The following is a 12,768-nucleotide window of genomic DNA, read 5'->3' as shown; positions in this document are numbered from 1 at the left end:
GGGACGGTCGGTCACCGCGTCGCGCGCGGGCCGAAGTAGGCGAGCGCGGCGCCCGCCACCAGGGCCACGCCCTGGGCCATCTGCTGCCAGAACGTCGGCACGCTCAGCAGTGTCAGCCCGTTCTGCAGGCAACCGAGGAACAGCACGCCGAGCAGGACCCCGAGAACCGAACCGGAGCCGCCGCTCAGCGCGACGCCGCCCAGCAGCACGGCCGTGAGCACCGTCAGTTCGAAGCCCGTGCCCGAGGTGCCCGCGACCACGCTGTCCAGCACGGATGCCTTGATCGCCCCGGCCAGCGCGGCGGCCGTCCCCGTGACCACGAACAGCGCGAACGGCGTCCGGCGGACGTCGATGCCGGAGAGGTACGCGGCCTCCCGGTTGACGCCGATCGCGAACACATGCCGTCCGGTGGGTGTGTACGCCAGGAACAGAGCCCCGGCGACGAGCACGGCCCCGGCGATGACGACCGGCGCCGCGATCCCGGCGATCCGCGCTCCGCCCAGCCACGCGAAACCGTCACCGAACCCGCTCAGCGGCAGCGGGAAGAGCTGCTGTGCCAGTCCGCGTACGGCCGCCAGCATGCCCAGCGTCACGATGAACGGTGACAGTCCCAGGTAGCAGCACAGCACCCCGTTCACGGCACCGACGGCCGCGCCGACCGCCAGCGCGCCGAGGACGGCGACCACGGGGGACTGCGCCTGCTCGCCGGCGAGCCAGCCCGCCACGAGCGCGCCGAGCGCGAGCGTCGAACCGACCGACAGATCCAGATAGCCGCTGATGACCAGGAGGGCCAGCGGCACGGCGACGATCGCCAGGGCGGCGGCGTCGGTGGCGATCCCGCGCAGGTTGCCGGGGTCGAGGAAGCTGCCGGTGGACAGCTGGAACACCAGCACCAGCAGGGTGAGGACGACGATCAGGGGATTGCGCCGCACCGTCGCCAGGCCGTGCGCGGCCAGGGCGCGCGGGCCGGGGACGACGCGTTGGGCGGCGGTCGCGGTGGTCATGCTGCTCCTTCGTGGGATGGGGTGGGCCCTGCCGTCGGCCCCGCGTCGTGGACGGCCGCCAGCAGGGCCTCCTCCGTGAGGGCGGGGCCGGAGAGTTCGCCGACGATCCGGCCCCGGTCGACGATCAGACAGCGGTGGGCGAGGGCGGCCGCCTCCTCCGGGTCGCTGGAGGCGAACAGCACCGCCGTGCCGCGCTGTTCGGCGAGCGCGGCGACGACGTCGTAGATCTCCTGACGGGCGCCGACGTCCACGCCCTGGGTGGGCTCGTCCAGGAGCAGGACGTCGACGGCTCGGGCCTCGTTGATCCACCGGCCGAGCAGCAGCTTCTGCTGGTTGCCGCCGGAGAACGCCGAGGCCGGCAACCCCGGCCGCGCGGGCCGCAGTCCGACCGCCTCCGCGAGCGAGCCGAACACCCGCCGCTCCGCACCGAGCGCCCGCACCCCGCGCCGGGCGAGCGTCCGCACGCTCGGCAACACCACGTTGTCCTGTGCGCTCAGCCCCGCAAACAGGCCCTGCGCCCGCCGGTCCGCCGGCACGAGCGCGATCCCGGCGGCCAGCGCGTCGGCGGGCCGCGTCGGTGAGACGGCACGCTCACCGACGCGGACGCTTCCGCCGACGGCCCGCCGCCTGCCGAACAGTGTCTCCAGCACCCGAGTACGCCCGGACCCGATCAGCCCGTACAGGCCGACGATCTCGCCCGCACCGACGCTCAGGTCGACGGGCCCGAAGCCGGGGCCGTGCAGACCGCGGACGGTGAGACCGACAGGGCGGGAGGGGGAGCGGCGGGGAGGGGCGGGCGTCGGAGACGCCGTCGTTTCACCAGGTGTGGCGGTCGCCCGCGGCGTCGGTCCGTCGGCGCCCGGCGACGGGCCGTGGGACCGCCGGGGGCGGTCGTGCGCCGCCGTCGAGGGGCGGCCCTCGCGGTCGTGGGAGCCGAGGGGGCCCGGGCCGCTGTGGCGGGCGTCGTCGTGGTCCGGGTCGGTCGCGATCCCGGCGCCCGTGCCGTGCGTGGTTCCGGTCTCCGTATCGGCCGTGCGGGGGGCATCCGCTGTGCCGTCCGCATCCGGGCCGGAACCGTCCCGCGCACTTCCCTGGGCACCCGCGTCGGCACCCGAACCGGGCGTCGCCGCGCTTCCCGGGCCACCGGCCGCGGTCGGCCCGTTCCGGGCGGGTGCCGTCGACCCGGCTCCCCGTCCTCCCGTGATCGCCTCCACCAGGTCCCGGCGGTGGTGGCCGCCCGTCGCCGCGTGGTGGGCGACTCGGCCGTCGCGGAGCACCGTCACCGCGTCCGCGAGGCGCTCGACCTCCGCCAGGAGGTGGGTGACGTAGACGATGGCGAGGCCCTGGGTGCGGAGGTCCTCCACGCGGGCGGCCAGGGCGTCGCTCTCGGTGCCGGAGAGGGCGGCGGTGGGCTCGTCCAGGACCAGGACCGAGGCACTGCGGCTCAGGGCCTTGGCGATCTCGACCAACTGCTTCTGTCCCATGGGCAGTTCACCCACCCGGTCGCGAGGAGAGCAGCTCGCGGCGACACGGTCGAGGAGTTCGGCGGCCACCTTCTCCTGGGCCCGGCGGTCGATCCGGCCGTACCGGGTCCACTCCTGGCCGAGGAAGATGTTCTCGGCCACGGTCAGGGAGTCCACGACGCTCAGCGTCTGGAAGATGATCGCCACCCCGGCCGCGATGGACTCGCGCGGGCTGAGCCGGGCGTACGGGACCCCGCCCACCTCGATCGTCCCCTCGTCCGGCGGGAACGCGCCCCCGAGGCACTTGATCAGCGTGGATTTGCCCGCCCCGTTGTGCCCGAGGAGGGCGTGGACCTGCCCCGCCGGCACGGTGAGGTCCACCCGGTCCAGCGCCCGCACACCGCCGAAGGACTTGCTCAGGGACGTGATCCGCAGGTTCGGCGGACTCGTGTCGGCCATCGCGCCGCCCTACCCGTTCTGGGCGAGCAGCGCGTCGATCTCCGCCGTGTCGCCGCGCTGGACCAGCTTCACCGGCACCTGGACGCTCGCGTCGGCCTTCCCGGCGGCGACCGCGAGCGGCACGTCGACGATGGCGTTGGCGATGTCCTGCGGGGCGAGCGCGGAGGAGGCCCGGTAGAACGTGCCCTCCTTGATGGCGAGGAGCGAGGGGGCCGAGCCGTCCTGGCCGCCGACGAACGTCTTCCTGTCGCCCTTCTTCCGGCCGGCCTGCTGCAACGCCTTGAATCCGCCGTACGCCGCCGCGTCCGTGATGCCGAGGATGATGTTCAGGTCGGGGTGCTTGGCGAGCAGCGCGTTGGACTTCGACAGGCCCGTGTCGGGGTCGATGGCCTGCTCCTGGGCCACCACGTCGACACCGGGCGCGAGCTTCGTGAATCCGTCGATCATGCCCTTGGTGCGCTCCCGGCCCAGTTCGATCGTGTTGTCGACCAGGAAGGCCACCTTGCCCTTGCCGCCCAGCTCCTCGTTGGCCCACTTCGCCGCCGCCTCGCCGAGCAGCGTGCCGCTCTCGCGGAAGCTGAACTGGATGTCGGCGCTCTGATTCTCCAGCGTCCCGCCGTACGTCACCCAGATCAGGCCCGCGTCGAGCGCGGACTTGGCGATCGACTCGGCCGCCTCGAAGACCATCGGGAACGACACGATCGCCTGCGTCTTGCGCGAGACCCAGGTGTTGAGGTTGCTGGCCTGGGTGTCGGGGTTGCTCGCGTCGCTCGTCGTCAGCAGTTCGACGTCGTGCTTCTTCGCGGCCGCCGTGGAGAGCTTCACCAGCGTGGTGTAGAGCGGGAGCTGGGTGAACGGGTAGTCGAGGCCGATCTGCGTGAGCGTCCTCGCGGAGGGGGACGCGCCCGCCGCCTTCGCCGACGCGGAGCCGCTCTCCGGAGCGCTGCAGCCCGTGGCGGCGAGTCCGGTCGTGGCGAGGGCGCCGGCGGACCACGCGAGGAACTGCCTGCGCGAGGCCGGGGGGACGGAAAGGGGGCGTCTGGTCATGGCGGGGATCTCCAAGGGGACGGGGCCCGCCAACGGCGGGCGTCCTGCTGTGCGGAACAGGAAAGACCCCGGGGCCCCGCCCCACCATCCGTACAAATACCGAGTGCGTACGCCGGGCGAGGAGCGGCGGACGCCCGGGTCACGGATCGGTGAATGCCTTGTCCACCCATCGCCACGCGCATATCGTTAGGGCCCAAAAGACCTGACCGGTCTCGGGGCGGCCCCGGGAGGCTCGCATGCTCACCCATCACCAGATCGCGGCCGCCACGCGCATCGGCATGCTCACCCGCGAACGCGACACCGCCTCCGCCTGCGCCGAGGCCGTCCACGAACTCGCCCGCGCCCTGCCCCTGGACGCCGCCACCCTCCTGGAGATCGACCCGGTCACCGGCACCCACGTCCAGATCGCGGGTGTCGGCTACGACGCCGACGTCTCCGAGGCGCTGGCCGCCGAGTTCGTCTCGACCCCCTGGTACGACAACGTCCTGCGCAGCGAGATCCCGCCCTCCATCTGCGAGGACGTCGAGGACCCGGGGGAGCGCTACCGCGACGGCTGGTTCTACGCGGAGCGGATGCGCCCGGCGGGCGTTCGCGACGCGGTGACGGGCGCCCTGCGCCACCACGGCCGCCTGGTCGGCCTGATCACCCTCTCCACCGCGACCCCTGACGCCTACGACACCGGGACCCGCCACCTGCTCGCCTCCCTCCTCCCGGCCCTGGGCGTCCTGGCCGACGCCACCGCCCACGCGGGCGACCTGCACGACCTCCCGGCGGAGGGCGGAGCGAGCCTGGTCGTCGCCGACGAGGCTCTAGAACTCCCCGGCCGGGCCCCCGCCGCGGTCCTCCAGGACACCGAGTTCCGCCGCCTCCTGCGGGCCTTCGCCGAGTCGCACGGCACACGACTGCGCCTGCTCTGGCCCGTCGGGCCCGACTGGTACCGGGTCACCCTCCGCCGCCACACCCTGGGCGCGGCCGTCGTACGCCGGGCGGTCGTCGTCCACGAGGCACCCGCGCCACTGCCGTACGGGCTCAGCCCGCGCGAACTGGAGGTGCTCACCCGGGCGGCCACCGGCCAGACCAACCAGGCCATCGCCCAGGCGCTGTTCCTGTCCCCGCGCACCGTGCACACCCATGTCGAGCACCTGCTGCGCAAGACCGGCGCCTCCTCACGCGCCGAGGCCACGGCCCTCGCCGTACGGGACGGACTGCTCCGGCCGACCGCCGAGGACGTCGAACGCTTCGTCGAGAGATCGCCCGGAGGGTGAGCCGGGTTCAGTAGGGTTCGACGGTGACTGCGACTGGGAGCACGAACACGAACGGAGCCGGAGTCGGAGCAGGGGCTGGAGCCGGAGTCGGAGCCGGACAGGGCGCGAAACCCTTCCTCTATGTCGTCGTCTGCGCGGCCGGCATCGCCGTGGAGGTCAGCAAGCTGATCACCGCCGCCCAGGAGCGCGACTGGGAGGTCGGGGTCATCGCGACGCCCGTCGCCATGGGCGGCTTCTTCGACGCGGAGGCGGTCGAGGCACAGACCGGCCGCCCGATCCGTTCCGCCTGGCGGAGGCCGGGCGAGGCGCGCCCCTTCCCACCGCCCGACGCCGTCGTGGTCGCGCCCGCCACCTTCAACACCGTCAACAAGTGGGCCGCCGGCACAGCCGACACCCTCGCCCTGGGCACCCTGTGCGAGGCGTACGGCCTCGGTGTCCCCATCGCCGTACTGCCCTGTGTGGCCGACGCGCTGGCGGCCCACCCGGCGTACCGCGCGAGCCTGGAGCGGCTGCGCGGGATGGGTGTGCGGTTCGGCGATCCGTACGCCGGCGGGGCCGAGGAGGACGGCGGGCGCGCGGAGTTCCACTGGGAACGGGCGCTCGATCTGCTGGGGCCCGGGAACGAGGGCGGGGTGCCCGGCCCCCGCTGACGACCGACCGGTCCGTCACCCGCCGACGTCCGGACCGGCTCGTCACACCTCCAGGTCCGTAGCCGTCCCCCGCCCGGGACGGCCGCGGCCAGCAGCAGACACGTCCGGGGCGCCACCGTCACTTCGCGCACCCGCCGGAGGCGGTGCGCCTCCACCCCGCCGCCCACGGGCAGCGGTTCGGGCAGCGCGAGCGAACGGGAGAGCTGGCCGGCGGTCAGCTCCTGCCCGAGGTCGTGCAGCGCCAGCCGGTTCCCGGCGGTCGCGGCCACGATCCGCGCCTCCACCCGGGCGCCACCCGTTCAACCGAACGGTTGAACGGGTGGGCTGCGTTCGGGCGACGCGCGGCGGGCGCCGTCGCGCGGAGACTGACCGTGCCGCCGTGGCGGCGCCGCCGTACGAGTCAAGCCCCGGAAAGGACCTTCCCCCACATGGTCAGCAACTTCAGCAGGCGACGCATCCTCACCACCGGAGCGGGCGCCACGCTCGGCGGCCTCGTCGCGACGGGCACCGCGCAGGCCGCCGCCGCGTCGGTGTCGGGCTCGGGTTCCCGTACGGCGGCGGCCGGCTCCGAGGAGACCCGCTCCCTCGACGAGCTGTACCGCGACGCGGTCGCCGAGGGCGGCAAGCTGGTGATCTACGCGGGCGGCGACACCGCCACCCAGCAGGACTTCACGGCGCAGGCGTTCCGCGCCCGCTTCCCGGACATCGACCTGACGATGGTCGTGGACTACAGCAAGTACCACGACGTCCGCGTCGACAACCAGCTCGCGACCGACACCCTGGTCCCCGACCTCGTCCAGCTCCAGACGCTGCAGGACTTCACCCGCTGGAAGCGCCAGGGCAAGCTGCTGCCGTACAAGCCCGCCGGTTTCTCCAAGCTGTACAAGGACTTCCGCGACCCGCAGGGCGCGTGGACGGCCGTCGCGGTCATCGGCTTCAGCTACATGTACGGCGTCGAGGCCGTCGCCGGGAACGCGCCGAAGTCGCCGTACGAGCTGGTCGACCCGCGCTGGAAGGGTGCCATCGCGTCCTCCTACCCGCACGACGACGACGCGGTGCTCTACCTCTTCGCCCTCTACCAGCAGGCCTACGGCTGGGACTGGATCGCGCAGTTCGCCGCGCAGCTGCCGCAGTTCAACCGTGGCTCGCACTCCCCGGGCGTCGCGGTGAACGGCCGGCAGAAGGCGATCGGCGTCGGCGGGTCCGGCTCGCTCACCGCGCCCTCGACCGCCGCGACCCGCTGGGCCGTGGCCGACGGGCACCCCTTCATGGCCTGGGGCCAGCGCGCCGCGATCCTCAAGAAGGCCGCCCACCCCACCGCCGCCAAGCTGTACCTCAACTGGGCGCTGTCCGCCGAACGCCAGCAGGGCTCCTTCAACGGCTGGTCCGTCCGCACGGACGTCACCCCCGCCGGCGGCCTGAAGCCCATCTGGACGTACCGCGACGCGCACCTCGACGGCTTCCCCCGCTTCATGGAGGACCGCGCCCAGGTCGAGCGGTGGAAGCAGACCTTCGCCCTCTACTTCGGCGAGGTCAAGGGCGACCCGACGCCGGGCTTCCTCGGCCTGCACCCCGGGCGGTAACAGCCCGCCCGGAATGACGGGCACGGTGGATTCCTTTACTCCGGTCACACTGGTCACTGTCTACACTCGGCTGGCCCCGCCAGCTCGCCGCCAGTCCGGACCGTCGCAGAGGGAAATCGCCGCCGTGCCCGCCATCGCCGCCCCCGCCTTCGTACGCCGAGGTTCGCTGTCGCTCCGGCGGCTGCCGGACCTGCTGTTCCTGACCGTCGCCGTCGGCGGCGTGCTCCGCCTCGTCGACCTGAACGCCGAGCTGTGCTGGCAACTGGTCCCGCTCGTCACCCTGTTGGCGGTCGGATACGTGGGCGGGCTCACCCTCTGGGACCGGCTGGGGCGGTCCGGCAGGCCCGTCTGGCTCGGTGCGCTGCTGGCGCTGTGGTGCTGGGTGTCCTTGGGGATGCCCGCACCGGTCGCCACCGCCTACGCCTGGCTGGCGCTCCCGCTGGCGATCCTCGCCTTGCGCATGTTCACGGGCCGCACGGCGGTCGCCGTCGTCGGCGTGATCACCGTACTGCTCGTCCTCGTGGTCGCCCGGAGCGCCGGAACCCTCCACCCCGAACTGGTCGTCCCCCCGGCCGCCGCCCTCTGGGCCACGGTCGCCCTCTACCGCTCCCAGCAGCGGCTCCTCGGCGAACTGGAGCGCACCCGCGCCGAGTTGGCGCGCAACCAGCGCGAGGCCGGATGTCTCGCCGAACGCGCCCGCATCGCCCGCGACCTGCACGACACGCTCGCCCAGGAACTCGCCGGCAGCCGCATGCTCCTCCAGGCCGCCGACCGCGACTGGGACCGCCGCCCGGACCTCGCCAGGGCCCAGGTCCGTACGGTCGTCGACGCCCTCGGCGCCAACCTCGCCGAGACCCGCACCATCATCAGCGACCTGACCCCGCCCGCCCTGGAGCACGACGACCTCGCGACCGCCCTGCGCACCCTCTGCGCCCGCCACACGGCCACCGCCGCCCAGGTGGTGTTCCGCACCGAGGGCGAACCGGGCACCCTTCCCCCGGACCGGGCCGCCGCCCTGCTCCGCGTCGCCCAGGGCCTGCTGGCCAACGCCTGCGAACACGCCCGCGCCCGGCACGTCTGGGTCACCCTCGACCACCGCGACGACACGACGGTCACCGTCGAGGTACGGGACGACGGCACGGGCTTCGACACCGCGACGGCGACGGCGAAGCCGGGCGACCGAGGCCTCGGCCTGACCGCCGGGCGGGAGCGCCTCGACGCGCTCGGCGGCTCGCTCTCGGTCCGCAGCGCACCCGGCCGCGGCACCCTGGCCCGCGCCAGCCTCCCCATCGACTCCCGCATCCTGGCGGGCCTGGCGGGCAGCCGGTGAACGACCCGGCCGGCGCCCCGCTGCGCGTCCTCGTCGTCGACGACCACAGGGTCGTACGCGCCGGGCTGCGCGCCCTCCTCACCGGCGAACCCGGCTTCGACGTGGTCGGCGAGACCGGCGACGGCGAGGAGGCCGTACGGCTCACCGCGCGACTTTGCCCCGACGTGGTGCTGATGGACCTCCGCCTGACCGACGACACGGCCCCCGGCGCCCGTGTCAACGGCCTCGACGCGACCCGCCGGATCACCGCCGAGGCCCCCGGCAGCGCGGTCGTCGTCCTCACCAGCTCCGGCACCCAGGGCGACGTCGTACGGGCGATGGAGGCCGGGGCCCGCGGCTACATCCTCAAGGCGGGCCCGCCGGAGGAACTGTTCCGCGCCGTACGCGCCGCCGCCCGCGGTGGCATGGGCCTCGCCCCGGAGGCCGCCGGCCACCTCGCCGGTCACCTCGCCGACCCGGGGACCGTCCTGAGCGACCGGGAGATCGAGGTCCTGCGGCTGCTGGCGCGGGGCCACAGCAACCGGTCGATCGCCGCCTCCCTGTATCTGACCGAGGCGACGGTCAAGACCCATCTCATCCGCATCTACCGCAAGCTCGGCACCGAGAACCGGGCGAGCACGGTGTCGGAGGCCGTCCGGCGAGGCCTGCTCGAACTGGGCTGAGCCGGGGCGGGCGCCCTGGTCAGTGGGCGCCCATCGGCTCGAACTCCGTGCCGCACGGGCCCGCGCCCTCGCTCTCCAGCAGCGGGACCGGGGCGCCGGTCATCGTCAGCGCGTCGTAGTAGCGGCCGATGCGTTCCGTGGAGCGGCCCACGTAGTGGCCGATGAAGGAGCGGCGGAAGCGGTCGGCGGTCCGGTTGGGCTGGGAGCCGTGGACGAGGCTGCCGTTGAAGAAGAGGACGTCGCCCGGGGCCATGTCGACGGGCACCGGGGTCAGACCGGGCGGCGGCGGGACGTACTCGCGCACGAAGGACAGCTGCTCGTCCGCCTCCTCCGGACAGAACAGGTCCATGCGGTGCGTCCCCGGCACGACCTCCAGACCGCCGTTGTCGCGGTCGATCACATCGCAGGCGATCCAGGCTGCCACACATGTGCCCGGCTCCACCCGCAGATAGAAGTTGTCCTGGTGCAGCGCCTGCCCCCGGGCCCCCGGCGGCTTGAAGTAGAACATGCTCTGCGCGGCCAGGACCTCCTCGCCGAGCAGCCCTTCGAGGATCTCCCGCAGCCGCGCGTCAAGGAGCACCCGCAGCGACAACTCGTCGATGCGGTGCGGATGCATCACCCGGGGGTAGACGTGCAGCGGGTCGGCCGGGCCGTCCGCCGTGGGCGGGCGGGGCTGGAAGTGCCCCGGGATCGGGCCGCCCTCCCGCAGCGCCGTGAACCGGTCGCACAACTCCTCGATCTCGGCGGGCGAGAACAGCCCCCGCACCACCAGATAGCCGTTCTCCTCGAACTCGACCTTGCCCGTGGCTGTCATCCGTCCGTCCTTTCGCACTGTCGTCCACCGTGGTCCACGCTAGGTCCGACCGCCTTTCGGGAGGATGCCTGTGCGTGCTGACCACTTGCCTGACACTGCTGCCCCCGTCGACCCGTCGCCACCGCCGGGCCAGGTGATCATCGGGTACTTCGACACGAGGCCGCCGTACACCGTGAACCGGCCGCGCGGTGCGGACGGCTGGCTGTTCACCTGGACCACGGGCGGCGCGGGACTGTTGCGGCAGGGCACGACGGAGACGGCGGCGGGCCCGGGCGACCTCGTGGTCCTCGGACCGGGCGTGCCACAGCACTACACCGTGCGGCCCGGCGCCGGACACTGGGCGTTCTTCTGGGTGCACTGCCAGGCACGGGCGTCCTGGACGGGATGGCTGCGCCCCTACGAGACCGGCGACCGGCTGTACGCCGTGACGTCGGCCCTCGGTGCGCCCCCCGGTGGCATCCGCGCACGCGTCGACGCGGCCTTCGGCTGCATGCTCGCCGACGCCCGCTGGACCGGGGAGGGCACACCGCCGGAGCCCGCGACCGCCCCGCTGGACGGCGACATCGCCGTGGCTCACGGCTCGGTGGCCCGCGAACTCGCCCTGTGCTCCCTGGAGGAGGTCGTCCTGCTCACCGCCGCCCGGGCCGAGCCCCACCGGTCGGGAGTGGACCCGAGGATCAGCCGCGCGGAGGACCTGATCACCGCCGACCCCGGCGCACCGCACACCCTCCGCTCCCTCGCCGAGCGCGTCGCCCTCTCCCCGTCCCGCTTCGCCCACCTCTTCACCGAGCAACTCGGCCACTCCCCGATGCGCGCCCTGCGCCAGGCCCGACTGCTCCATGCCGCCCGGCTCCTGGAGGCCACCGAACTCCCCGTGGAACGCGTGGCCGCCGCCTCCGGGTTCGGCAGCCCGTTCCACTTCAGCCGGGTGTTCCGGGAGCGCTACGGGGTGCCGCCGGGGGAGTACCGGCAGGGGCTGCGGGACCGTGACCGACCCGTCACCCCTTCGGAAGGACCCTCCTCACCCGTCGAGCAACCGCCAGGCCGTGAGCGCGAGCTGGGCCCGCAACGAAGCGGAGGGCGGTGATCCGGCTGACGCCCGGCACCGCGGGCCGAAGCCTGAGCGGTCCTCTCAGCCGCCGAGGACGAGCAACGACAACCACAGTGCCACCACCGAGGAGACCAGCGCCGCCGGGACGGTGAGCAGGCCGAGGCGGGTGAACTCGCCCAGGTCCACGTCGTGTTCGTGCTGATGGACGATGCGGCGCCAGAGCAGGGTGGCCAGCGAACCGGCGTAGGTGAGGTTCGGGCCGATGTTGACGCCGAGGAGCACGGCGAGGACGGCACCCGTGCCGAGCGGTGCGGCCAGGGGGACCAGGACGAGGACCGCGGGCAGGTTGTTGATGATGTTGGAGAGGAGAGCGGCGAGGGCGGCGACGCCGAGAAGGGCGAGCAGGCCGGTGCCGGACGGCATCACGCGGCCGAGCGCGTCGGCGAGGCCGTTGTCGACCACCGCGCGCACCACGACGCCCAGCGCCAGCACGAACGCGAGAAAGGGCAGGGAGACGGAGCGCAGCAGCGCGACCGGGCTGGTGGTGCGGCGGACGAGCGCGCGGACCGACAGCACCACGGCCCCGGCCGCCGCCGCCCACGCGGGCTCGATACCGATCGCGGACGCCACCACGAACCCGGCGAGTGTGCACACGACCGTGACCAGCGCGAACATCGGCAGTGCGGGCGGCTCGACGGCCTCCTGCGCGGCCCGCGCCCCGGCGGCCAGATCGTCCGCGAAGAACCGGCGGAACACGAGGTACTCGACGGCCACGGCCACCGCCCAGGGCGCCGCCATCAGCAGCGCGAACCGGGTGAAGGTCAGCCCGCTGGCCGTGAACGCCAGCAGGTTGGTGAGGTTGGAGACGGGCAGTAGCAGCGAGGCCGTGTTCGACAGGTGGGCGGTGGCGTACACATGCGGTTTGGGGCGGGCGCCCAGCCGGGCCACGGTCGCGAACACCACCGGCGTGAGCAGCACGATCGTCGCGTCCAGGCTCAGTACCGCCGTGATGCCGGAGGCCAGCGCGAAGGTCGAGCCCAGCAGCCGCCGGGGATGACCGGCCGAAGCGCGCGCCATCCACGCCCCGCACGCCTGGAAGAGCCCCTCGTCGTCGCAGAGCTTGGCCAGCACGAGGACGGCGGCGAGGAAACCGAGCACCGGGCCCAGCAGTTCGGCCTCGGCACGGGCGTGGCCGGGGGAGACGGCGCCGGCGGCGACGGCGATCCCGGCGGCCGGTACGGCGACCACCGCCTCGGGCAGTCCGAAGGGCCGGGCGACGGCGCAGCCGAGGACCACGACGAGCAGGAAGACGGACAGGACCTCGGCGAGGGCGGTGTTCACGGTGGGGCTTTCACGACGTGCGGCGGGGCGGGGGACTGTGCACCCTACAACTGCCCGGCGGGGCACCGCGCACACGCCTGCGGCCCTACGGTGAGGCCC

The 12,768-nt window shown here is 73.7% G+C and carries 11 protein-coding genes; 6 read left to right on the top strand and 5 right to left on the bottom strand.

The features are described from left to right. Positions 1-11 precede the first annotated feature (11 nt). From ACWD26_RS17505 to ACWD26_RS17495, 3 genes are read right to left on the bottom strand one after another with little or no spacing between them, the layout of a single operon-like run. Complete coding sequence (locus tag ACWD26_RS17505) at positions 12-1,004, bottom strand: ABC transporter permease (protein WP_451270886.1); 993 nt, start codon at positions 1,002-1,004, stop codon at positions 12-14. After that, positions 1,001-2,926 (bottom strand): ATP-binding cassette domain-containing protein, encoded by a 1,926-nt coding sequence (locus ACWD26_RS17500; protein WP_451270884.1) that lies wholly within the window; start codon positions 2,924-2,926, stop codon positions 1,001-1,003. Before ACWD26_RS17500 ends, ACWD26_RS17505 begins: the two co-directional genes overlap by 4 nt. A gap of 9 nt (positions 2,927-2,935) precedes the next feature. Next, entirely contained in the window at positions 2,936-3,973 is a 1,038-nt protein-coding gene (locus ACWD26_RS17495; protein ID WP_451270882.1) for a sugar ABC transporter substrate-binding protein, read from the bottom strand. Between the two features lie 236 nt (positions 3,974-4,209). On the opposite strand from ACWD26_RS17495, the gene ACWD26_RS17490 reads away from it, so the two are divergent. From ACWD26_RS17490 to ACWD26_RS17470, 5 genes are all read left to right on the top strand, one after another. Beyond that, positions 4,210-5,238 carry a response regulator transcription factor gene (locus ACWD26_RS17490; protein ID WP_451270880.1) on the top strand — a complete coding sequence of 343 codons (1,029 nt, stop codon included), beginning with the start codon at positions 4,210-4,212 and terminating at the stop codon, positions 5,236-5,238. A gap of 23 nt (positions 5,239-5,261) precedes the next feature. After that, the gene (locus tag ACWD26_RS17485) at positions 5,262-5,888 is read left to right on the top strand and encodes a flavoprotein (protein ID WP_451270878.1); all 627 of its coding nucleotides are present in this window, start codon (positions 5,262-5,264) and stop codon (positions 5,886-5,888) included. A gap of 428 nt (positions 5,889-6,316) precedes the next feature. Then, complete coding sequence (locus ACWD26_RS17480) at positions 6,317-7,471, top strand: ABC transporter substrate-binding protein (RefSeq protein ID WP_451270877.1); 1,155 nt, start codon at positions 6,317-6,319, stop codon at positions 7,469-7,471. 124 nt (positions 7,472-7,595) lie between these two features. After that, entirely contained in the window at positions 7,596-8,801 is a 1,206-nt protein-coding gene (locus ACWD26_RS17475) for a sensor histidine kinase (RefSeq protein WP_451270875.1), read from the top strand. Next, positions 8,798-9,463 (top strand): response regulator, encoded by a 666-nt coding sequence (locus tag ACWD26_RS17470; protein ID WP_451270873.1) that lies wholly within the window; start codon positions 8,798-8,800, stop codon positions 9,461-9,463. Before ACWD26_RS17475 ends, ACWD26_RS17470 begins: the two co-directional genes overlap by 4 nt. Before the next feature lie 19 nt (positions 9,464-9,482). On the opposite strand, the gene ACWD26_RS17465 is transcribed toward ACWD26_RS17470, so the two are convergent. Further along, complete coding sequence (locus ACWD26_RS17465; RefSeq protein WP_451270871.1) at positions 9,483-10,277, bottom strand: phytanoyl-CoA dioxygenase family protein; 795 nt, start codon at positions 10,275-10,277, stop codon at positions 9,483-9,485. A 64-nt stretch (positions 10,278-10,341) separates the two neighbouring features. Between ACWD26_RS17465 and ACWD26_RS17460 the strand changes: the two genes are divergently transcribed. After that, complete coding sequence (locus ACWD26_RS17460; RefSeq protein ID WP_451270869.1) at positions 10,342-11,364, top strand: helix-turn-helix domain-containing protein; 1,023 nt, start codon at positions 10,342-10,344, stop codon at positions 11,362-11,364. A gap of 45 nt (positions 11,365-11,409) precedes the next feature. On the opposite strand, the gene ACWD26_RS17455 is transcribed toward ACWD26_RS17460, so the two are convergent. After that, positions 11,410-12,669 (bottom strand): SLC13 family permease, encoded by a 1,260-nt coding sequence (locus tag ACWD26_RS17455; RefSeq protein ID WP_451270867.1) that lies wholly within the window; start codon positions 12,667-12,669, stop codon positions 11,410-11,412. Positions 12,670-12,768 lie beyond the last annotated feature (99 nt).

The organism is Streptomyces sp. NPDC002787, from assembly GCF_053592095.1.
Note: the sequence above shows the minus strand (reverse complement) of the source record. Positions and strands in the feature narration are given on the sequence as shown.

Bases quoted from the DNA above. Each gene is read 5' to 3' on its own strand.
- ACWD26_RS17500 (WP_451270884.1), bottom strand. From the start codon at position 2,926: ATGGCCGACACGAGTCCGCCGAACCTGCGGATCACGTCCCTGAGCAAG.
- ACWD26_RS17495 (WP_451270882.1), bottom strand. From the start codon at position 3,973: ATGACCAGACGCCCCCTTTCCGTCCCCCCGGCCTCGCGCAGGCAGTTC.
- ACWD26_RS17505 (WP_451270886.1), bottom strand. From the start codon at position 1,004: ATGACCACCGCGACCGCCGCCCAACGCGTCGTCCCCGGCCCGCGCGCC.
- ACWD26_RS17490 (WP_451270880.1), top strand. From the start codon at position 4,210: ATGCTCACCCATCACCAGATCGCGGCCGCCACGCGCATCGGCATGCTC.
- ACWD26_RS17460 (WP_451270869.1), top strand. From the start codon at position 10,342: ATGCCTGTGCGTGCTGACCACTTGCCTGACACTGCTGCCCCCGTCGAC.
- ACWD26_RS17480 (WP_451270877.1), top strand. From the start codon at position 6,317: ATGGTCAGCAACTTCAGCAGGCGACGCATCCTCACCACCGGAGCGGGC.
- ACWD26_RS17465 (WP_451270871.1), bottom strand. From the start codon at position 10,277: ATGACAGCCACGGGCAAGGTCGAGTTCGAGGAGAACGGCTATCTGGTG.